The following is a 23,266-nucleotide window of genomic DNA, read 5'->3' as shown; positions in this document are numbered from 1 at the left end:
GGGGAATTGGGGGCGATAAAAATCGACGACGGACTACATTTGATTTCCATACCGCGACGGTGTGTCGCTCAAAGGGTTGTCGAAAGTAATGGGGGCCGACCTAGTTCAGGAAGGTGTTGGCTTGCTGCACGAAATCGTTGGCATATTGAAACAATGCACCGTGTCCCGAACTTGGATAGATGAGCAACTTGGCGTTCGGAATATGCTGTTGCAACGTGTAGGAGTTCTCGGTGGGCACCATCACGTCTTTGCTGCCGTTGACTACCAGGGTCGGCTGGGTAATCTGGCTCAATTGCGAAAAAGTGCCGTCACCGGGAACGCTCCACTTCCCCAGCGCCGCCCCTTGGGCCGCGATGACCTTTATCGAACTGAGCTTGTCGAGAGCTTCCGTACGTTGGTGGCGTCTTTCCCAGAATTCCCGGGCCGCCTGCTGGCTGACCGGCGCGGGATCGAAGAACAGGTAAGCGGTCTCTTCCTGCGTGGCGATCGATTCGCGCAGCGCAATCCCCGGGACCCGCGGATCATGTCCAGAGACCCCGCCACGCGGCGACGTTCCCGCCAGGATCAACCGGCGCACCAGTTGCGGATGGCGCAAGGCAACTTCCTGCGCCACCATGCCGCCGATTGAAAAGCCCAACACGTCGACCTGCGTCAACCCACGGGCGTGAGCAAATGCGGCAACGTGATCGGCCATGGCTTCGAACGAATCGGGTGTTTCGCCGCTGCTAAGACCCACGCCGGCATTGTCGAACAGGTAGACCGGCCGCTGCTGTGCCAAGCCATCGGTCACCGCTGGGTCCCAGTAATCCATGTTGCCGCGAAAGTGCTGGAGCAAAATGACCGGAACGCCCGTTTGCGCGCCGAACTGACGATAGGCATACCGCACGCCGCCAGCTTCGACGAATTGATTGGGTGCGCTGTTATGCGTGGCAGCGGGCGCCGCGATGGCGCCGCTGACCGAGATGGCAAAGGCAGCCCCGAGGGCCAGTCGCTGGAAGAGGTGCATGGTTTGCTCCTTATGCGACGGTTTCGGGATTCAGGTAAGCCGCTTGCTCAGTCGACAGGCTGGCCTTTATGGCGCGCGTCCCTGCGTCTGCGAGCACTTCCTTCAGGCCTGCCTCCACGCCATCCAGCGACTGGATCACGACGTCGGAGGGCTGGACTTTCGGCACGTCAAAACCGTGGGTCAGGTCGGTGTCGATAAAGCCCACATGCAGGCCTTGCACGCTGGTGCCCTGATCATGCAGTTCTATTCGCAGCGAGTTGGTGAAGCTCCACGTCGCCGCTTTCGATGCCGCATAAGCGGACAGGAACGGTGCGGCAACCCAGGTTGCATCCGACAACACGTTGACGATCGCGCCGCCGCCGTTGGCTTTCAGTACCGGTGCGAAGGCCAGACTGACGTGCATAACGCCGTAGTAATTTGTTTCGAAGATTTCGCGGGCCATTTCCACCAGGCCAGGCTCAAGCATGGAAGGCAGCAGGCGGGCAATCCCTGCATTGTTGATCAGCAGTGTCACGTCGCCAGCCTGGGCCACCGCCGCAGCCACCGATGCCGGGTCGCTGACGTCAAGGCGAATGGCGATGACGCCAGGAATGTTGACGCCTTCGGGGTTGCGAACCCCGGCGTAGACCTTGCTCGCGCCGCGAGCCACGAGTTCTTTTGCGAAGGCCAGGCCGAGACCACGGTTAGCGCCGGTAACAAAGGCAACGGCATTTTCGATTTTCATTGTTTTATGCTCTGAGGGGTGAGTGACTCGTGGTGCCTTACGATTGCAGTCGCAATCATTGAATCAATAGTGGTGCTCACAATTATTAAAGTCAATATTCAGTTGGAAATAACGATTAGCTCTTTTTGGTATAGGCTTCTGAATGATTGTGGGTGCAACTATAATGTGCAAAGATCGCCCTCAAAGGAGCCTTGTCATGAAAATCTCGAAAGAAAAAGCAGAAGCCAATCGCGCCACATTGATTGAGACGGCGAGCCGCCTGTTTCGGCAGAAAGGGATCGATGGCGTGGGCGTTGCCGAAATCAGCAAGTCGGCTGGCTTGACGCACGGAGCCCTGTACGCGCATTTCCCATCCAAGGAAGCGCTGGCGGCTGAGGCGCTGGCGTGGAGCCTGGAGCAGAGCAATGCCAAGCTCTATTCGGGTACGGTGGATGGCGAGCCAGATCTGGAACGCTTTCTTTGCGACTATCTGTCCGTCGACAAGCGCGACGATTACGCCGACCACTGTGCAATGGCCGCGTCAGCCAGCGAAATTGGCCGCCAAGATACGGCGACCAGCTCAAAGTTCACCGAGGGTTACCTGGTACTGGTTCGGGCGTTCGAGCGCAGAGTGGCGGCCAACAATCCAGCCGTCGACGCGCTTGCCACCGCCATGGGCATCGTTGCAGCAATGATTGGCGCCCTTTCGGTTGCGCGTGCTACGGCGAAGGCCAGGCCGGAGGTATCGGCCCAAGTGCTGCAAGGTGTGCGTCCAATGATTGACGCCGCGCTGGGCAAACCATACGGCGAACCCGAGAAGTCCAGATGACGGCGTAGGCCAGCCTCTTGGCCTGCCTGCTCAAGTCGCTACTCTGCAATCAAGCACTAAAAAGTTGATGGAGTTGCTGCTGCTGGGCGTTAGTAGTCTGGTGAGGAAATGCGCAAAACATATTCGACACTCCAACTTAATCACAACTTCTATTGCTGGAATAAAACACGCGAAAAGCCAGTTCAACTCGACATGTAGTGAACTGGCTAATTCATAAGCGCGCGCAACGTGACGGCATTGTTATATTGAGCAGCGCAGTGCTTTTGTTCCAGCCACGCTAGTGCCCAGTAGTTGCCAGCTAAACTTATCGTTTATACATTCTCTGGGCTAGAGGACACTTTTTGTTTCAGTGGAATGGAATTTTTATTTTCTTCCTCGAGACCGGTTTCTTTCAGAATGTCGGGGTGCAAGCGTTGCTCTGGCGTTTGCCTCGCCTGTTCTTCAAGGTCAACAAATACGGGGTTATCACCGGAGATCACGACATTTGAAGGGGATGCGGCTTGTAGCATCACGCGGGTTTTCGCGAATGCTTCATCAACGTGGTCAGCGGTTTTGTTGGTAATGCCGAGATTTTTTAAGTGTTCGGCGATCACTGCCATGGTTCGATCAGAAGCCTTTACCGTTTGAATCTGCATTTCAGCGGGTTTAGGTTCTGACTCCAATTCGTTTACGGCTCCTGTTTTTTTGTCTTCGGTGCGCTTAGGAAGTGGGACTACTGAAGGGGACGTTGCACGGATCAACATGTTGACTAAGTCTCTAATTATTAGTGGTAGAAAGACTTTAGCAATTAGCGTGCCGTGATCATGCACTTCTAAATTCAGGGCGACTGGTAAAAAATTCCGCTACTGCGCGGTTAATCTTTGCCGCTTTGCGGCACTTGCCCGCCATCAAAGTAAAAGAATCCCCGCGACTTTGAATGGACAAGCATCAGATAGTTGCCTGTCGCAAGAGGCTGTAATCGCCCACAGCAGACATCATTTCACGGGCCACTGGCATAGATGAGCCAGGCTATGAAAACTGCGAATGGACAGAGCAGAATCATCCCCCCGACGACAACTGCCCAGCCCCAGGCAAAACCACTCTCGCCCTTGAAACGGCCGCCACTCAACAAGCCCAGCACAAAAACGCCAATGCGATGAGCTATCCAATCGATAATGAAGTCCATTGACCCTTTCTCCTTGTCGGTTTTCCCAAAAGCGTAAGAACGACTGCATTTGGCCGACTACCTGGCACCCTGCTGATACTCACGAGGCGTACACCCAAACTCGCGACGAAACACCGTGTGCAGATATTGCGCAGATTTGAAACCACAATCGCGCGCAACGTCCGCAATCGCTGTGTCGGTATTTTCCAGCCCACTCGTAGCCGCCGCCAATTTGAAACGCAGAATCTCGTCGTGCACGCTGCAGCCCCTCTCAGTGCGAAAGTGCGACTCCAGCGATGAGCGCGACACGCCGACATACGCCGCCACTTGCGCGGTCTTGATGCCCTGGCAGGCATATTGGCGGATAAACAGCAGCGCTTGCATGACGTAGGGGTTGCCCAACGGTTGGTGCAAACTCGACACCTGCACGTTGATCGCATCTGGCGGGATCAGGATGTGCGTGCCGGTGGACGGCATGCCGTGCAGCATCTGGTGCAGTAGTTGCGCGGCGGTGCGGCCCATGGTTTCGGTGCCCTGGATGACCGAGCTCAGGGGGACTCGGGTCAGGCTGCGTGTCAGGGGGTCGTTGTCGATGCCGATCAGCGCCACCTGCTCCGGTACGGCGATTCCGGCGGTCAGGCAGGCTTGCAGCAACTGGCGGGCGCGGGCGTCACTGACGGCGATGATGCCGATGGGCTTGGGCAGGCTTTGCAGCCAGGCGATCAGTTGTTCGACGGCGCTGTCCCAGAGCGGTGCGCTGGTGCCCATGCCGCGATAGACCTCGGCGTGCAAGCCGTCTCGTTGCATCAGTCGTCGAAAGGCTTTTTCACGCTCCTGAGCCCAACGATTGGCCTGCGCTTCAGGCAGGCTGAAGCACGCAAAACGCTGCAGCCCGGCCTCGATCAAGTGCGCGTAAGCCAGGGTGATCAGTGCGTTGTTGTCGGTGGCGACGTACGGGATGCCTTTCGGGTAGGCGCGCTCATCCTGATAGGAACCACCCACCGCCACCACCGGCAACTTGATGTCGGCCAGCGCCTCGCCAATCAGCGGATCGTCGAAGTCGGCAATGATCCCGTCACCTTGCCAGCGCTCGATCCCTTTCAACCGGCAAAGAAAATCCTCTTCCAGGAATAGGTCCCAGGACGCGCGAGTGCTGCTCAGGTAGTTGCCGATGCCGCTGATGATGCCCCGGTCATAGATCTTGCTCCCGTTGAACAACAGTGCGATGCGGTGAACAGGCGGTACTGTTTTCATTGTTTTCAGGCTTGTTCCGGGGCCCTTCTCACGGAGGCGGTTTGCACAGACTAGGCGCGCAGACGACGAATCTCAATACGCAAAATCGCACCCTGTGTTGGTGATTTTCATAATCAGCAGGCATGGGGCCGTTGCTAGTATCGAGACACCGCCAAGAACAACAAGGACATTGCCAATGCTGTACTTCCCCGATGTCGACAAGATTCGCTACGAAGGCCCTGCCAGCGATTCTCCCCTCGCCTTCCGCCACTACGACGCCGACAAAATCATCCTCGGCAAACCCATGCGCCAACACCTGCGCATGGCCGCCTGTTACTGGCACACCTTCGTCTGGCCGGGTTCCGATGTGTTCGGCGCAAGTACTTTCAAGCGCCCGTGGCAACACGCCGGCGACCCGATGGAACTGGCCATCGGCAAGGCGGAAGCCGCGTTCGAGTTCTTCTCCAAACTGGGTATCGACTATTACTGCTTCCACGACACGGATGTCGCCCCGGAAGGCAACTCACTGAAGGAGTACCGCAACCACTTCGCGCAAATGATTGATCACCTGGAGCGACACCAGGAAGAAAGCGGGATCAAGTTGCTGTGGGGCACCGCCAACTGCTTCAGCAATCCGCGCTTTGCCGCCGGCGCCGCCAGCAACCCGGACCCGGAAGTGTTTGCCTTCGCCGCTGCCCAGGTCTTCAGCGCGATGAACGCGACCCAACGCCTGAAAGGCTCCAACTACGTGTTGTGGGGCGGTCGCGAAGGCTACGAAACCCTGCTCAATACCGACTTGAAACGTGAACGCGAACAACTGGGCCGCTTCATGCGCATGGTGGTCGAGCACAAGCACAAGATCGGTTTCAAAGGCGACCTGCTGATCGAACCCAAGCCGCAGGAGCCGACCAAGCACCAATACGATTACGACAGCGCCACCGTGTTTGGCTTTCTCCAGCAGTTCGGCCTGGAAAAGGAAATCAAGGTCAACATCGAAGCCAACCACGCGACCCTGGCCGGTCATAGCTTTCATCACGAGATTGCGACGGCGGTCTCGCTGGGGATTTTCGGCAGCATCGACGCCAACCGTGGCGATCCGCAAAACGGCTGGGACACCGATCAATTCCCCAACAGCGTCGAAGAAATGACCCTGGCCACCTATGAAATTCTCAAGGCCGGCGGGTTCAAGAATGGCGGGTACAACTTCGACTCCAAGGTGCGCCGCCAGAGCCTCGACGAGATCGATCTGTTCCATGGTCATGTCGGCGCAATGGACGTCCTCGCCCTGTCTCTGGAGCGGGCTGCCGCCATGGTCCAGAACGATCAGCTTCAACTGCTCAAGGATCAACGCTACGCCGGCTGGCAGCAGCCATTCGGGCAAGCGGTGCTGACGGGTGAGTTCAATCTCCAGTCATTGGCCGAACATGCCTTCGCCAACGAACTGAATCCGCAGGCCGTCAGCGGCAGGCAGGAAATGCTAGAAAACGTCGTCAACCGGTTCATCTATCGCTAATCGCCAACGGAGTCTGCGGGCGCAACAACGCTGTGACATTCGCACGACAAATCTGTGTCCGCTGCGTCTGCCGATTCTCTACAGTTCTACCAGCCCGAGACTCATCGTCAGGCAGTGTCTTTCAAACAAAAATAAAAGGACGCACCACCATGAAGAATGTAAAACGCGCGCTATTGGCCAGCGCCCTGGCGCTGCTGTCGCTGCCAGTAATGGCCGATGCTGCCCACCCGAAAATCGGCTTCTCCATTGATGACCTGCGGCTGGAACGCTGGTCGCGTGACCGCGATTACTTCGTTGCGGCGGCGGAGAAAATGGACGCCAAGGTCTTCGTACAGTCGGCCGATGCCAACGAGCAAAAGCAGATCTCGCAAATCGAAAACCTCATCTCCCGTGGCGTCGATGTGATCGTCATCGTGCCGTTCAACGCCACGGTCCTGACCAACGCGGTGGCCGAAGCGAAGAAAGCCGGGATCAAGGTCGTGTCCTATGACCGCCTGATACTCAACGCGGATATCGACGCCTACATTTCCTTCGATAACGAAAAGGTCGGCGAGATGCAGGCCAGCGGCGTGCTGCACGCAGCGCCCAAGGGTAATTACTTTCTGCTCGGCGGTGCGCCCACCGACAACAACGCAAAAGTCCTGCGCGAAGGTCAGATGAAAGTGCTGCAACCGGCCATCGACAAGGGCGATATCAAGATCGTCGGCCAACAATGGGTGAAGGAATGGAACCCTACCGAAGCGCTGAGCATTGTTGAAAACGCCTTGACCCGCAACGACAACAAAATCGACGGTATCGTCGCCTCCAACGACGCCACCGCAGGCGGCGCCATCCAGGCACTGGCGGCTCAGCAACTGGCCGGCAAGGTGCCGATTTCCGGGCAGGACGCAGACCTGGCAGCGGTCAAGCGAGTGATCGCCGGCACGCAAACCATGACCGTGTACAAACCGCTCAAACTCATCGCCTCCGAAGCCGCCAAGCTCTCGGTGCAACTGGCGCGTAACGAGAAACCCGCCTACAGCTCGCAGTACGACAACGGCAGCAAAAAAGTCGACACCATCCTGCTCACTCCGACTCCGTTGACCAAGGACAACATCGACTTGCTGGAACAGGACGGGTTCTACACCAAGGCGCAGATTGCCGGGCAGTGACCAAGGCATCAATCCCTGGTTATTCGTAACCCCTTGTGGGAGCGAGCCTGCTCGCGAAGACGGTGGTTCAGCCTGCATCGCGATTGAATGTGCTGACGCCTTCGCGAGCAGGCTCGCTCCCACAAAGATTAGTGCCATGTGAGTCTTTGTTATACGAGCCCTCTCCATGTCCGACTATCTGCTGCAAATGAACGGTATCGTCAAAACCTTCGGCGGTGTCAAAGCGCTCAATGGCATCGACATCAAGGTCAAGCCGGGTGAGTGCGTCGGGCTGTGCGGCGAGAATGGCGCCGGCAAGTCCACGCTGATGAAAATCCTCTCTGCGGTCTACCCCTATGGCACCTGGGACGGTGAAATTCTCTGGGAAGGTCAACCGCTCAAGGCGCAATCGATCAGCGAAACGGAAGCTGCCGGTATCGTCATCATTCACCAGGAACTGACGCTGGTTCCCGACCTGTCGGTGGCCGAGAACATTTTCATGGGCCATGAACTGACGCTGCCCGGCGGGCGGATGAATTACCCGGCGATGATCCACCACGCCGAAGCCCTGATGCGTGAATTGAAAGTGCCGGACATGAACGTATCGCTGCCGGTTTCGCAGTACGGCGGCGGCTATCAGCAACTGGTGGAAATCGCCAAGGCCCTGAACAAACACGCGCGCCTGCTGATCCTCGACGAGCCTTCATCGGCCCTCACCCGTTCGGAAATCGAGGTGCTGCTGGACATCATCCGCGACCTCAAAGCCAAGGGCGTTGCGTGTGTCTACATCTCCCACAAGCTCGATGAAGTGGCCGCCGTGTGCGACACCATTTCGGTGATCCGTGACGGCAAACACATCGCCACGACCGCCATGGCCGACATGGATATTCCACAGATCATCACCCAGATGGTCGGACGGGAAATGAGCAACCTCTACCCCACCGAGCCGCACGACATTGGCGAGGTGATTTTCGAGGCGCGTCACATCACCTGCTACGACGTCGACAACCCCCGACGCAAACGGGTCGACGATATTTCGTTCAGCCTCAAGCGCGGGGAAATCCTCGGCATCGCCGGGCTGGTCGGTGCAGGCCGCACCGAACTGGTGACAGCGCTGTTCGGCGCCTACCCCGGCCGCCACGAAGGCGAAGTCTGGCTGGACGGCCAACTCATCGACACCCGCACGCCGCTCAAGTCAATCCGTGCCGGCCTGTGCCTGGTGCCCGAGGACCGCAAGCGCCAGGGCATCATTCCAGACCTGGGCGTCGGCCAGAACATCACCCTGGCCGTGCTCGACAGTTACTCGAAACTGACCCGCATCGATGCCGAAGCCGAACTGGGCAGCATCGGTCGAGAAATTTCGCGCCTGCACCTCAAGACAGCGAGTCCGTTCCTGCCGATCACCAGTCTGTCCGGGGGCAATCAACAAAAAGCTGTATTGGCGAAGATGCTGCTGACCAAACCCCGGGTGCTGATTCTGGATGAGCCCACCCGAGGCGTGGATGTCGGCGCCAAGTACGAGATCTACAAGCTCATGGGGGCGCTAGCGGCCGAAGGCGTGTCGATCATCATGGTGTCATCGGAGCTGGCCGAAGTGCTCGGCGTTTCCGACCGCGTACTGGTGATCGGCGAAGGCCAGTTGCGTGGCGACTTCATCAACCACGGACTCACCCAGGAACAGCTACTCGCCGCCGCACTCAGCCAGCCTGATGGCCATAACAATAATGATCGGAAATCCGCGTAAATGAATCAGGTCAAACAACTCTTCACCCGATACAAAATGCTCGCGCTGGTGTTTGCCGTGGCGTTTATCTGGCTGTTCTTCAGTTGGCAGACCGAGGGCGGATTCCTCACACCGCGCAACCTCTCCAACCTGCTGCGCCAGATGTCCATTACCGGAATTCTCGCCTGCGGCATGGTGCTGGTCATCATCAGCGGCGAGATCGATTTGTCGGTCGGCTCATTGCTGGGCCTGCTCGGTGGCCTCGCGGCTATTCTCGACGTTGTCTACCACATACCGCTGCTGGCGAACCTGAGCCTTGTCGCCCTTTGCGGACTGCTGATCGGCCTCGCCAACGGCTACATGGCCGCCTACCTGCGCATTCCGTCGTTCATCGTCGGGCTGGGAGGCATGCTGGCTTTCCGGGGCATTTTGCTGGGGATTACCGGCGGCACGACCATCGCCCCGGTGTCGCCGGAACTCGTCTACATCGGCCAGGGTTATTTGCCCCACACGATCGGCACGGGCCTGGGCGTTCTGCTGTTTGCACTGACGCTGTTCCTGACTTGGAAACAACGGCGCAATCGCGCCCTTCACGGCCTGGCGGCACATTCACTGGTGCGTGACGTTGTACGCGTGCTGTTGATCGGCGCAGTACTGGCCGGCTTCGTCCAGACCCTCAACAGCTATGACGGCATTCCCGTGCCGGTCCTGCTTCTGCTGGTTCTACTGGGCGGTTTCAGCTACGTGACCAGCCAGACCGTCTTCGGCCGACGCGTGTATTCCGTGGGCAGCAACATGGAAGCGACACGCCTGTCCGGTATCAACGTGCAGGCCGTAAAGCTGTGGATTTTCGGGATCATGGGCGTGATGTGCGCCCTCGCCGGCGTGGTCAACACCGCGCGCCTGGCCGCCGGTTCACCCTCGGCCGGCAGCATGGGCGAACTCGATGCCATCGCCGCCTGCTTCATCGGCGGCACCTCCATGCGCGGCGGCTCCGGCACCGTCTACGGCGCCCTCCTCGGCGCGCTGGTCATCACCAGCCTGGACAACGGCATGTCCATGCTCGACGTCGACAGTTACTGGCAGATGATCGTCAAGGGCAGCATTCTGGTGTTGGCCGTGTGGGTGGATGTGAGCACTCGGACCGGGAGACGTTGATGCGCTGAGGATGAAGTGATCCGCGGCAGTTTGCTTCTGGTCAAACTTTAATTGCCCATGCAAAACCTGCACAATCGCCGGCTTTTTCTGTGACAGGACGTCCCCATGCAACGGATTGTTATTCTGGGCAATGCCGGTAGCGGCAAATCTACCCTCGCCCGCGCCTTGGGCAAGCGCCTCGACCTTCCCGTTGTGCACCTGGACACCCTATTCTGGGAGCCCGGCTGGGTCGAGCCCGATGCCGGGCAATTTCGCTTACGCGTCAGCGAAGCGATCGCCACGGATGCCTGGATTTGTGAGGGCAACTATGCCCGGCGCACATTCGACCTCCGCCTGCCCCGTGCCGACCTGATCATTTGGCTCGATACACCACGGCTCACCTGTTTCCCCCGGGTGATCATGCGCAGCATCATGAACCGCCCTCGCTCAGACCTTCCAGCAGGCTGCACAGAAAAGCTCGACCGGGCGTTCCTGACCTTCCTGAACTTCGTCTGGAATTTCGATCGCGGCTACCGCCCAGGTATCGATGCAGTGCGCCAAGCCATTGGCCCGCAGATTCCTACGGTGCATTTGCGGGGCAGGCGTCAGATTGATGCATTTCTAGGTAGCTTGCCTGCGGTGCCTGAGGCCTGCTTTGAATAGATGGCCCATCTCGGCCGGGCGCTCATTTGGCGGCCTCAGCGCATCGGGCCAGGAAATACGTGACAACCTTATTCAGGACGAGACAGGCAGATAAAAAAAGGGAGGGCATCCATTGCCCCCCCTCCTCTATGCACGCTCCCTGCAGTAATACCGATCAGAACCTCAACTAGCCAAAATGAAGTCCGAAGCAGTAACTGTCGTTGCGTCGGCCACCCCTATCAGGCGGATGGACTCAGCACCTGCGGAGCTGATCAAGGTATCCGCACCGACATCGGTGATGATGACGGTGGCGGCAAAGGTCCCAGCTGTGACGCCGAACGCGGAAATATCGAGCAGGTCCTGGCCACCCGCCGCGTTGGCATCGAAGTTGAAGATCTGATCGGCTCCGAAGCCCGCTGCGAACAGGAAGATATCGTTGCCATTGCCGGCGTCCATGAGGTCGTTGCCGGCACCACCCGTGACTGTATCGCTGCCAGCACCGCCATCGATCGAGTCATTGCCGATGCCACCCAACAAGGTGTCGTTACCGACACCACCGAGCAGCGTGTCGTTGCCATCGCCACCCTGAAGCAGGTCGGTGCCGAGGCCGCCATCCAGAACGTCATTACCCAGCCCGCCCAGCAGCGTGTCGTTGCCAATGTCACCATTCAAGGTATCGATCCCGTCACCGCCGTCGAGGCTATCATCGCCACTTCCGCCGTTCAGGGTATCGGTGCCAATGCCACCCAGCAGTTGGTCGTCACCGGCGTCGCCATTGAGCGTGTCGTTGCCGGCGTTGCCCGTGAGGATGTCGTTGCCGCTGTCGCCACTGAGGGTGTCATTACCGGCCCCACCGGTGATGACGTTGTTCAACACGTTGCCGTTGCCGACGAAGTTGCCGACGCCGGTAAAGGTCAGGTTTTCGACGTTGGCGCTGAGTGTGTAGCTGGCCTGCGATGCCTGCACGGTATCCGTACCGCCACCGGCCGCTTCTACCACCGCGTCTGCGGTTGCATCGACGATGTAGGTGTCGTTGCCGGCGCCCCCAACCAACTGGTCGGTGCCTGCACCGCCATTGAGGACGTCGTTGCCGGCCCCGCCGGTGAGGGTGTTGGCCAGCGCATTACCGGTGCCGGTGAAGTTGCCGACGCCGGTGAAGGTCAGGTTCTCGACGTTGGCACCCAGCAGGTAGCTGGCCAGACTGGTTTGCACCAGATCGGTACCGCCTCCCACCGCCTCGATGACGCTGTCACCGACGTTGTCGACCACAAAGGTGTCGTTGCCGACACCGCCGTTCATGACATCCGCGCCGAGCCCGCCATTGAGGATGTCGTTGCCGCTATCGCCATTGAGGGTGTCATTGCCGGCACCGCCGATGATGACGTTGTTCAACGCGTTGCCGTTGCCGACGAAGTTGCCGACGCCGGTAAAGGTCAGGTTTTCGAGGTTGGCACCCAGCGTGTAGCTGGCCAGCGCCGTCTGCACGGTATCCGTACCGCCACCCGCCGCTTCAACCACCACGTCCGCTACAACATCGACGACGTAGGTATCGTTGCCGGTTCCCCCAACCATCTGGTCTGCACCCGCACCGCCATTGAGCACGTCGTTACCGGCTCCGCCGGTGAGGGTGTTGGCCAGCGCATTACCGGTACCGGTGAAGTTGCCGGCGCCGGTATAGGTCAGGTTTTCGACGTTGGCACCCAGTACGTAGCTGGCCAGGCTGGTTTGCACCAGATCGGTCCCGCCACCCAGCGCCTCGGTGACCGTGTCACCCGCGTTATCGACCACAAAGGTGTCATTGCCGGTACCACCGTTCATGGCATCGGCGCCGAGCCCACCGTTAAGGATGTCGTTGCCGTCCCCGCCACTGAGCACGTCGTTACCGACCCCGCCGATAATGGTGTTGGCCAGCGCATTACCGGTACCGGTGAAGTTGCCGGTTCCGGTGTAGGTGAGGTTTTCGACGTTGGCACCGAGCACGTAGCTGGCCAGGCTGGTTTGCACCAGATCGGTCCCGCCATTCAGCGCCTCGGTGACCGTGTCACCGACGTTGTCGACCACAAAGGTGTCGTTGCCGGCACCGCCGTTCATGGCATCTGCGCCGAGCCCACCGTTGAGGGTATCGTTGCCGTCCCCGCCACTGAGGACGTCGTTACCGACCCCGCCGGTGAGGGTGTTGTCCAGCGCATTACCGGTACCGGTGAAACTGGCGACTCCGGTATAGGTCAGGTTTTCGACGGCGGCACCGAGGGCGTAGCTGGCCAGACTGGTTTGCACCAGATCGGTCCCGCCACCCACCGCTTCGATGACCGTGTCACCGACGTTGTCGACCACAAAGGTGTCGTTGCCGGCACCGCCGTTCATGGCGTCCGCGCCGAGCCCACCGTTGAGGGTGTCGTTGCCGTCCTCGCCATTGAGGATGTCGTTGCCGTCTCCGCCGTTGAGAGTGTCGTTGCCTGTGCCGCCAAACAACTGGTCAATGCCGCCCAGACCATTGAGCGTATCGTTCCCGCCCAGGCCACTCAGCACATCGGCACCCGCGCCACCGGTGAGCGTTTCCCCCAGAGCGGTACCCACTAGCACCACGCCAGGCGGCAGCGTAACGGCGGCGGTTGCCGCAGAGGTCACCGTCTCCAGCGTGCCGAAGCCATCGGTATAGCGCACGATCACCCGCAGTTGCAGATTGTTCTGCGCCACACCCGGGGTGAACGTCGCAGCGGTCGCTCCGGTGATGCTGGTGAAGGACGTGCCGGTCCCTTGCTGCCATTGGAAGGTGAAGGTGCCCAACCCATCCGCATCGGCAATCCCGGCCGTCAGCGCGGTCAGCACCTGCCCTTCTTCAGGCGTCGTGTCGCTGATCAGCAACGCGCCTGTCGGTGCATCGTTGACGTTGGCCACCGGGTCCGAAGGGTCGGACGCGATGCTTTCGGCCACACCGAAGTCATCCACGTAACTGACCACCACGCGCACCTGATCGCCGACCTGATCCTGGCCAAGCGTGAACGTGCTCCCGGTGGCGCCGGCGATGTTGACGAAGCTGACCCCATTGGTCGCCTGCCACTGGTAGGTGAACTGCGGATTGTTGAGGCCATCAAGGTCGATGATGCTCGACGGGTCAGCGGTCAACAGTTGGTTCTGCACCAAAAGCCCGTTGATGGTCGGCCCTGCGGTCGGCGTGCTGTTCCCCGACGAGTCGATGATCTCCAGTGTGCCCTTGGCATCCTGATACACCGCCCTGACGCGGATGTTCAGGCCCGCCACATCGTCCGCCACCCGGTAGGTGGTGCCAGTTGCACGCGAAGCTTCGCCGGCGGCAACCACGGTGATGTCTTCATAGATGCCGGTGCCAGGAATGTTTTCGACCTGCCAGTAGTAAGCCACCGCACCGGTTACCGCGCCGGTTGGATTGGCCAGGCTCTGGTTGTCCGCATCGTGTACCGCCCGATTGCTGACGCGCAGCAACTGGCCGGCGACAGGCGTATCGTCACGCAGACCGGTAGCATCGTCGAGAATCGCCAGATGACCCGATGGGCCTTCGTTCAAGGCGGTACCCACTCCGGACTCTTGCGCCAGGTCAGAGAACTGCAGACGCTCGATGCCCGTCAGTCGATCGACGCCATCACGCCCCGCCACCAGGTCGGTCACGATAACGGTGTCGCCCTGGACTTCGACAAGGTATTCCGTCGAATTACCGGAGAACAACGCGGTGTCGTAGCGGTCATTGCCGGTCAGAATCTCCCGCACGATGACCAACTGGCCTGGGTTGTAAGTACCGTTCAGCATGAACGGCACCATCGGCTCCATGCTGTCGAACGTGGCGATTTCCGGGCCGGTGCCATCGTTGTTCGCCCGCACGCTGATGCGCACGTTCAGCCACTTGTCACCATCGATGATGTCGTCACCACCGCGACCTTCGATAAGGTCGCTGCCGCTGCCACCGAGGATGATGTTGCCGCCGTCGAAGAACGTCGCTCCGGCAGGCAACAGATCAGCCAGGCCGTTGATCAGGTTGATGTTGGTCAGCACACTGCCGGTCGCTCCTGCGCCGGGTAGCGAGGTTGCGTCTTCGTTATCGCCGCGCAGGAAGTCACCGTGCGCCGAACCCGACAGACCTTCCATGATGTCGAAACGCACGAGCGCCGAGGCACCCGATCCCGGCACCGGAGGTACATCGAAAAAACGGTCGGTGAAATCGATGGAAACGCCTTGGGCGAGGCCTTTGAAGGTTGCCCAGTCATAGCCGGAACCGCCAATATAGCGATCGCCGAGGCCGAGACTGCCGACCATGATGTCGTCGCCGCCTTCGCCGTTGAACTTGTCGTTCTCGTTACCGCCGATGAACACATCGTGGCCGATGACAGGGTCGTTGCCGAGCGGGTCGAAGTTGTCGCCAGGTGCACCGTCCGAGGTGCCCTTCTCGATCCAGTCGTCGCCTTCGTTACCCATGTCCTGTTCGTTGGCTTTGCTGCCCAGGATGAAGTCGTTGCCCTGGCCACCAATGGCCTCGGAAGCGTCCTCGCCAGTCACGATGAAGTCATTGCCAAAGCCGCCAATGATCAGGTTGATGCCGTTACCACCGTGCAGCACATCGTTGCCGTCGCCGCCCTGGATGTTATCGTCGCCGCCACGGTCGCTGATGATGTCGTCGCCGGCGCCACCGCGTAGCTGGTCATTACCGTCACCGCCTTCGATGCGATCGTTGCCGCCGTCACCCCAGACCGTGTCATCGCCCTCACTGGCGATGAGGATGTCTGCGCTGTTGGTGCCGCCCAGCACGATGTGCTCGCCACCCGAGTACCGGATGTAGTTGGCGTCCGGTCCTGCGGTCAGCGGGTTGTCGCGGAACACCACCTGCTCGCCGTGCTCACCCAGTGGATCGGCGCTGCCCAGGCCATCGTTGAACTGCTTGCTCTGGTCCCTTTCCAGATAGAACCCCGGGTCCGAGAACACCAGGCCTGGCAAGTGCGTGGCCGAGGTGTTGGCCATGATCAACTTGGCGAACGAGTTGCTTTCCAGCTCGGCATTCATCGACAGGCCGGAGGTACGCTCCAGATAATAGAAACGGTCGCCGTCCTGCAGTTTTTCCATCTGGTTCTCGAACACGAAATTGAAGGTCGAGCCGAGCATGCCGCCGAACGGCGTTTTCTCTTCGGCCAGGCCGCCAATCCAGAGGTCGATGGCATCGACACCCGTCACAGTCACACCCTTCAGATCGTCGACAGTCCCCAGCACACCGTCCTTGCCGGCACGCGTCACGTTGGCCCAAGTGCCAGTGCCGTTGAGGAAGTCCATGCGGTCAACCGGCGCACCCGTACCGCCGAAAACCAGCGCCATGGCAGCATCGCGTTTGGCTTCCAGGGTGGTCGCGGCCGTGATCGTGCCATGCGTGCCATAGGCCGCGATGAAGTTGATCAACGACTCCGGATGCTTGAGGTGTTGGACCAGGTCGACCCAGCTGGTGTAAGGCTTGAGTTGGGTATCACCGGTCTGGCTGTAGATGTCGCGGCGGATCGCGTTGAGTGAGGGAATCCCCACGTCGCGGCCACGGGCAATGTTGATCGCCGGCAGGTCGAGTGGCAGGCCGAGCAGGTTATTGCGCAGCGCCTCGGTCACGAACTCGTCGATTTCGTTACCGGCTTGCCGAGTCACCCCTCGGATGATCGCACTGGTCGCATCCTCTGGCGTCACGCCACTGGCGGCGTACGCCAACGGGTTGAGGAACGCCGCGATCAAGCCCAGTTGCTGATCGGGATCAGCGCTGCTCGGATCGCCCACCACGTTGAAATCGACATCGTAGCGATCGACGGTCTCGGTCAGCATCGAGTGGCCAAACCGGTACACGGTGTGGGCGAACTCGGCGACGATCGAGGCATCGAGGTCGACGTCATAGACCTGGGTCGGTGCAAAGAACAGGTCGACTCTGGGCTGGATGGTTCGTGCAAACTCCTCGAACACCAGGTGCTGATATTGCATCTCGGTGCCGAACTTGGCCGCCTGGAACAAGCGCTCGCCATTCCACACCAACGCATCGATTTCAGCCTGGTTGGCTGGCAACACGCTCACCGGATTGATCAGCCACTCGTTGAGGAAGGCCACGTCATGCGAATCGAGCACGGTGTCCTTGGTCTGCGCAACCAGCCGATTGTGCTCGGCGTGGAAGATCGCATGCACGGCGGTCAGGCCGATGTTCTCGTTGACCCGGCCGTCGCCGGCGATGTAGTGCGCATCCAGCAGTTCGTTGTCGTAAGCCAGGTTAGCCCCGGTCTGCGGATTGAACGGCACTGCATTGCCAGCGACATTATCCGCGTCAGGAACAAGTACGCCACCGCTGAACACCGGCGCCGCATTGTTGTTGATGTCAACGAGGAACTGATGCCCGGTGCGCACAGCATTGGTCAGGCTGATGGGGGCCAGCGGATTGCCTTCGACGAGAACGTCATCCGCGGTGCCGCCAAGACCGTCGAGCCCCTTCATCACGACCATCGGGAAGCCGTTTGGCCCCTTGATGAAATTGCCATAGGCGTCGGTCGCCAACAGCGGTGCGTTATCGACATCGGCATCGGTAAGGCGGATACCCAGGATGTCGTTGGCTTGCGCCTTGACCACCTTCCAGGTCGCCATGCCACCGATTTCAGTGTCGTCCGCAGTTCCGTACTTGCCATCCGCCCCCAGGTCACGGTTGGTGATCAGCCTGCCGGTCGCGATGGGGCCGTCGTCGGTCAGTACATAACCGCGCAGGAACACCTGGTGCGAAGGATGCGAGCTGTAGGTCTGGTTCTGGTCCACGAACGGCGTGGTGGTGTTGGTGTGTTCATGGATGTCGTCGGCCGTGCCGAGCACGCCATCCGCCCCTGGCTGGTTTGTCGCGCGAGTCAGCACCATGAAATTGGTGTGGCCGCCGGGTACATACAGCGGATCATCCGGTTGCAGCGGAATGTAGACGGTGCCCGAACCACCCTTGGTGAGCAGGTCCAGACCATGGTCGAAGAACTGCCCGAAGAAGGTCATCCAGGCGTTGAACGGCGCGGACAACCCCGCATCCGCGGCGGTGTTCTCGAACAGGTACACATCGTGGTCATCGGCAGTACCGAATTGACCATCCATGCCAGGGCTGGCGACGATTCGTACGCCATCCTTGAGCACATCGTCGTTACCGCTCCCCACTACGCCGTAGTTGAGCACACCGTCCGCGCCCGGGTCGTAAGCCGTGGCATAGGCCGCCGGGTTGTTCGACGTCTGGTCGACGATCAGGTTACTGATGGTGCGCGGCTGCGAGTCAAACACAGCGCCGCTGTTCTGCGCATACGACGATCCCGGGATGGCCGGCGAGCCGGGGCCGAAGAAGCCGGCAGGAGCACCCTCTGCCGGATTGAAGACCGGATCGGTCAAGCGCGGGAAGGTGTTATCGGCGGCACCAAACTCGGTGTGGTTGTTGCCGTTGAGGTTCATCAGGTTGTTGTTCGATCCATCGACCGACCGCAGACCCAACGGTGCGCGGATATTCGGGATCAGCGAAAGGATGTCCTGTCCGGCCGCGTCAGCCTCGGCAATCTTGATCTGATCAAGAATGAAGTTGAGGTCGGAGCGGACCATGTGAAGGCCCTCGCCACCCGCGGTTGCATCGACGACAGGTGCCTGCGCCACCGGCACGACCGGCGCGCCGGGAACCACCACGGACGTCGGTTGCGAGAACACCACTTCCGTCGTGCCATGACCGTCCTGGTAGATCGCCTTGACCCGCAATGACAACCCGGCGAGATCCGGAGAGACCTTGAACGAAGTGCCGTCAGCACTCTGGAACGCCAGGTCACCGGCAGGCAGCAGGATGATGTCCTCGAACACGCCAGTGCCTGGATCGGCCTCGAACTGCCAGTAGTAGGACACCGAGGAATTGTTCAGAGTCCCCCCGACGTTGTTGGCATCGGTCACCCCGGCCACGCTGACGGTCAGCATGTCGCCCACCGTAATCGCCCCGCCGTTTGCATCGGCAATGGTCGGTCTGCCAACCGGTTGCGCATTAAGCCCCGGCACCAGCACTCGCTGGCCATCGGCGAATTGCAGACGTTCGATATGCAGCAGGGTATCGGTGCCGTCGCGAGCCACGTCGGTATCCGTCACCGTCCAGACATCGTCCGACAGATCCGCCGTGCCGCGGGTGTTCTGAGTCACCACATACTCGGACTGAAGCCCGGAGAAAATCGCGGTGTCGAAAGCCGCCCCGCCCGTCGAGGTACCGGGCAGGATTTCCCGCACGGCCTTGAGCTGACCCGGGTTATAGGTGCGGTCCAGCATGAACGGAATCATGTCGACCATGCTGTCGAAGCTGGCGATCTCGGGCCCGGTATGGTTGACATCACCAGGGGCATAGACCGCAATTCTGACGTTGATCCATTTGTCGCCGTCGATCAGATCATCGCCACCGCGGCCCTCGATCAGGTCGCTGCCATTGCCACCGAGGATGATGTTACCCGTGGCAAAGCCTGTGGTCGGCAGCCCGGCATCGGACAGGAACTGCGCCAGTCCGCGGATCAACGCGACATTGGTCAGCGCGCTGCCCGTGGTGCCACCGTGGTTGATGATCGTGTCGGCATCGACATTATCGCCTCTGAGCACATCGGCGAACTTCGAACCGGACAAGCCTTCGACCTCGGCAAACCGGTCGAGGATCGAGGCCGGCGATGCGCCGACCGGATTGAACACCCCGGTGTTCTGGTTTGGCGCATTGCCGTGTGGCTGGGCCAGCGCGGCCAGGGCCAGGTCAGCGGTGACACCGACCTTGTCATTTTTGTAGGTTATCCAGTCGAAGCCGGACATGCCTTCCATCTTGTCCTGGGCATCGCTGCCGACAAAGATGTCATCGCCACCCTCGCCGATCATTTCGTCGAAGCCACCGCCACCGACAAAGATGTCGTTGCCGATCGTATCGTCAGCGAGCAACGGCGCAGCGTTATCGCCAGGCGCACCGTCCTGGGTTCCCTTCTCGATCCAGTCATCACCTTCGTTGCCGGTCGGTGGCAGGTTGGTCTTGGCTCCGAGGATGAAGTCGTCGCCCTGGCCGCCAAACGTGGTGCTGATATCTTCGGTGGTGATGATGAAGTCCTGCCCATCGCCACCCAGGATCAGGTTGCCTGCAACCCCCATGCTACCGGCCACGATCACGTCGTTGCCGGCATTACCTTCCAGACGGTTGTCGCCGAACGAGTCGGTGATGATGTCATCGCCCGCGCCACCCAGTACCGCATCGTTCCCGGCGCCACCTTCGAGACGGTCGTTGCCGCCGTCGCCGTAAAGGGTGTCATCGCCGTCACCGGAGATGATGATGTCATTGCCGGCGGTGCCGCCGAGGACGACATGGTCTTCACCGGTGTATTGCAGATAATTGCTGTCCGCGCCAACGGTGTCGGGGTTGTTGCGGATCACCAGCGGCACGATTTCCACGCCGTTGATCATGAGTCCGCCAGTCGGGTCGGCCTTGCCGTCCAATCCAAGGTTGGTGAACTGATCGGCCTGATTCACTTCAAGGGTGAACGTCGGCGTCAGGAACACGGTGTTCGACAGGTGGGTGACATCGGTGTTGAGCATCATCAACTTGGCAAAGGAGTTGTTCTCCAGCTCGGTGCCGAAGTTCAGGCCCGCGGTACGCGACAGGTAGTAGAAGCGGTCGCCGTTCTGCAACGCCTCCATCTGGGTTTCGAACACGAAGTTGAACGTCGAGCCGAGCATGCCGCCGAACGGCATTTTCTGCTCGGCGAGGCCACCGACCCAGAAGTCGACATCGTCGAGCCCCGTGATCGTCACACCCGTCACGTCGTCGGCAGTCCCCATCAGCCCGTCCTTGCCGGCCAGCGTTACGTTCGCATAGGCACCGGTGCTGTTGAGGAAGCTCAGGCGGTCAGCCGGTGAACCGGCACCACCGAATACCAGCGCCAAGGCCGCAGCGCGTTTGTCGGCCAGTGTGGTCGCCGCTGTAATCGTGTCATGCGTGCCATAGGCCGCGATGAAGTTGACCAGCGACTCGGGGTGCTTGAGGTGGTCCGCAAAGTCAGCCCAACTGATGTACGGTTTGAGTTGGCTGTCGCCGGTTGATGCGTACATCTCACGACGCGCTTCATTCAACGTGGGGATGCCCGTGTCGCGGCCACGCGCCATGTTCAGGGCCGGCAAATCGAGCGGCAGACCGAGCAGATTGTTACGCAAGGCTTCGGTGACGAACTCGTCGATCTCGTTGCCGAGCTGGCGGGTCACACCGCGAATGATTGCCCCTGCCGCTTCGTCCGGTGTCGCCCCGCTGCCGGCGAACGCCAGCGGGTTGAGGAAGGCCGCGATCAATCCCATTTGCGAGTCCGGGTTGTTCGGGTCAGTGAGCAGCGGATTGAATTCGGGGTCGAAGCGATCGACGGTCTCGGTCAACATCGAGTGACCGAAGCGATACACCACGTGGGCGAACTCGGCGAGGATGGCCGGGTTGATCGAGGTGTCATACCCGTTGGGTGCAAGGAATTCGTCGATCTGCGGTTGAATGGTCCGCGCGAACTCCTCGAACACCAGGTGTTGGTACTGCATCTCGGTGCCGAACTTGGCGGCCTGGAACAGGCGTTCGCCGTCCCACACCAACGCCGCGATGCCGGCGGGTGTAGTCGGAATCGCGGTCACGTCAACCGCCAGCCACTCATTGAGGAAGGCCAGATCGCCAGCGGCAAGGAGGGTGTCCTTGGTTTGCTGGACCAGGCGGTTGTGTTCGGAGTGGAACACATGGTGCACGGAGGTCAGGCCGATGTTCTCGTTCACCCGGCCGTCGCCGGCAATGTAGTGAGCGTCGAGCAGTTCGTTGTCGTAGGTCAGGTTGTTGCCGCCCGCGCCAACCGGCTGCGCATTGCCGATATCGTCGTCAGCATCCGCCTGCAGAACCCCGCCAACGACTACCGGCGCGGCATTGTGGGCGATGTCGTCGAGGAAGCCATGCCCGGCGCTCACTGCGCTGGCCAGACTGATCGGCGCATCCCGGTTGCCTTCGACCAGTTGCGTGACGTCATCAGCTGTCCCGGCGATACCGTCAGCACCGTTACTGACGCGCATCACCACCTGCGGCATGCCGCTCGGCCCCCGGATGAAGTTGCCATACGCATCGGTTGCCAGCAGCGGCACGCTGTGCACATCGGCGTCGGTCAGGTTGATGCCAAGAATGTCACGGGCCTGGGCCTTGACCACGGCCCAGGTCGCCATGCCGCCATTGGTGCCATCGCCATCATCGGCCGTGCCGAACTTGCCATCGGCGCCGAGATCGCGGTTGGTAATCAAGCGTCCCGTTGCAATAGGGTCACCTGCCGCGTTCAGGGCGTATTCGCGCAGGAACACCTGATGCGAAGGGTGCGAGCTGTAAGTCTGGCTTTGGTCCACGAACGGCGAGGTGGTGTTGGGCTGGCCATCATCGGCAGTGCCGAGTATTCCGTCCGCGCCGGGGGTATGCACTGCACGTGGCAACACCATGAAATTGGTCGGGCTGCCCGGCACGTACAACGGATCGTCCGGCAGCAGCGGAATAAACACGAAGTCGGTGCTGCTCTTGGTGACCAGGTCGAGGCCGTGATCGAAGAACTGGCCGAAGAAGGTCATCCACGAGTTGAAGCCGGCGGTCAGACCCGCGTCCGGCGATTCGTTGGGGATGAAGAACACTTCCTTGTCATCGGCTGTGCCAAACACGCCATCCAGACCGGGACTGATCACCGGGTCGGCGCCGCCGTTCGCCGCAACCGCGGCCGGGTTGTTGGCTGTCTGGTCGTTGATCAGGTTACTGATGATCCGTGGCTGTGGGTCGACCACATTCCCCGGCGCGGCATAGGCCGCTCGATACTGGGCATCCAGCACGCGCAGGAAGGAGTTGTCCGCCGCGCCAAACTCGCTTTGCCCGGCGACCAGGTTGTTGTAGCTGCCATCGACGGTTCGCAGGCCGAAAGGCACCTGACTATTGGGGAGCAAATCACTGAGGCTGGCGCCGTTGGAATGCGCTTCTGCGATGAAAATTTGCTTGAGGATAAATTCCAGGTCTGTCTTGTTGAAATTGGCCATTGCGGTGTCCTCGATCGATTGGGAGAAAAGCACGGGACGATGAAACCCTCCCACGCCCAGTCAGGTGCTGGCTTGCGCAGTTCGTTGGTTCGGTTGTTTGGCGAGAGCAGGCGTGGATCAGGCAAAGCCGTCCCCAGCGC

12 protein-coding genes are annotated in these 23,266 nt (G+C 60.2%); 6 read left to right on the top strand and 6 right to left on the bottom strand.

Features of this window, described 5'->3' with window-relative positions; all coding sequences use genetic code 11:
- Window positions 1-100: 100 nt before the first annotated feature.
- Window positions 101-1,006 (bottom strand): alpha/beta fold hydrolase, encoded by a 906-nt coding sequence (locus ACIOYV_RS15345; protein WP_401324735.1) that lies wholly within the window; start codon window positions 1,004-1,006, stop codon window positions 101-103.
- A 10-nt stretch (window positions 1,007-1,016) separates the two neighbouring features.
- Window positions 1,017-1,730 carry an SDR family oxidoreductase gene (locus tag ACIOYV_RS15340; protein WP_290029306.1) on the bottom strand — a complete coding sequence of 238 codons (714 nt, stop codon included), beginning with the start codon at window positions 1,728-1,730 and terminating at the stop codon, window positions 1,017-1,019.
- 196 nt (window positions 1,731-1,926) lie between these two features.
- Here ACIOYV_RS15340 and ACIOYV_RS15335 point away from each other — a divergent pair, with 196 nt between their 5' ends.
- On the top strand, window positions 1,927-2,538 hold the full coding sequence (locus tag ACIOYV_RS15335) for a TetR/AcrR family transcriptional regulator (RefSeq protein WP_290029304.1): 612 nt from the start codon (window positions 1,927-1,929) through the stop codon (window positions 2,536-2,538).
- A gap of 311 nt (window positions 2,539-2,849) precedes the next feature.
- Here ACIOYV_RS15335 and ACIOYV_RS15330 read toward each other — a convergent pair whose 3' ends face one another.
- The 3 genes from ACIOYV_RS15330 to ACIOYV_RS15320 all read right to left on the bottom strand — a co-directional run bounded on the left by ACIOYV_RS15330 (window position 2,850) and on the right by ACIOYV_RS15320 (window position 4,936).
- On the bottom strand, window positions 2,850-3,281 hold the full coding sequence (locus ACIOYV_RS15330) for a hypothetical protein (RefSeq protein WP_401324733.1): 432 nt from the start codon (window positions 3,279-3,281) through the stop codon (window positions 2,850-2,852).
- A gap of 236 nt (window positions 3,282-3,517) precedes the next feature.
- Window positions 3,518-3,703 carry a hypothetical protein gene (locus tag ACIOYV_RS15325; protein ID WP_401324731.1) on the bottom strand — a complete coding sequence of 62 codons (186 nt, stop codon included), beginning with the start codon at window positions 3,701-3,703 and terminating at the stop codon, window positions 3,518-3,520.
- 57 nt (window positions 3,704-3,760) lie between these two features.
- Complete coding sequence (locus ACIOYV_RS15320; protein WP_401324730.1) at window positions 3,761-4,936, bottom strand: XylR family transcriptional regulator; 1,176 nt, start codon at window positions 4,934-4,936, stop codon at window positions 3,761-3,763.
- 175 nt (window positions 4,937-5,111) lie between these two features.
- Here ACIOYV_RS15320 and xylA point away from each other — a divergent pair, with 175 nt between their 5' ends.
- From xylA to ACIOYV_RS15295, 5 genes are all read left to right on the top strand, one after another.
- Entirely contained in the window at window positions 5,112-6,428 is a 1,317-nt protein-coding gene (gene xylA / locus ACIOYV_RS15315) for a xylose isomerase (protein WP_401324728.1), read from the top strand.
- Window positions 6,429-6,577: 149 nt separating this feature from the next.
- On the top strand, window positions 6,578-7,579 hold the full coding sequence (xylF, locus tag ACIOYV_RS15310) for a D-xylose ABC transporter substrate-binding protein (RefSeq protein ID WP_054055029.1): 1,002 nt from the start codon (window positions 6,578-6,580) through the stop codon (window positions 7,577-7,579).
- A gap of 166 nt (window positions 7,580-7,745) precedes the next feature.
- Complete coding sequence (xylG, locus tag ACIOYV_RS15305) at window positions 7,746-9,302, top strand: D-xylose ABC transporter ATP-binding protein (RefSeq protein WP_401324726.1); 1,557 nt, start codon at window positions 7,746-7,748, stop codon at window positions 9,300-9,302.
- Complete coding sequence (locus tag ACIOYV_RS15300; protein WP_163909527.1) at window positions 9,303-10,439, top strand: sugar ABC transporter permease; 1,137 nt, start codon at window positions 9,303-9,305, stop codon at window positions 10,437-10,439.
- Between the two features lie 105 nt (window positions 10,440-10,544).
- On the top strand, window positions 10,545-11,081 hold the full coding sequence (locus ACIOYV_RS15295) for an AAA family ATPase (RefSeq protein WP_401324725.1): 537 nt from the start codon (window positions 10,545-10,547) through the stop codon (window positions 11,079-11,081).
- 162 nt (window positions 11,082-11,243) lie between these two features.
- On the opposite strand, the gene ACIOYV_RS15290 is transcribed toward ACIOYV_RS15295, so the two are convergent.
- Window positions 11,244-23,126, bottom strand: a complete 11,883-nt coding sequence (locus tag ACIOYV_RS15290) for a peroxidase family protein (RefSeq protein WP_401324723.1) — start codon at window positions 23,124-23,126, stop codon at window positions 11,244-11,246.
- Window positions 23,127-23,266 lie beyond the last annotated feature (140 nt).

The sequence above is a fragment of the Pseudomonas sp. NPDC087342 genome (assembly GCF_044744265.1).
GTDB lineage: Bacteria > Pseudomonadota > Gammaproteobacteria > Pseudomonadales > Pseudomonadaceae > Aquipseudomonas > Aquipseudomonas nunensis.
The sequence above is the reverse complement of the archived record's forward strand: the minus strand, read 5'-3'. Positions and strand labels throughout refer to the sequence as shown.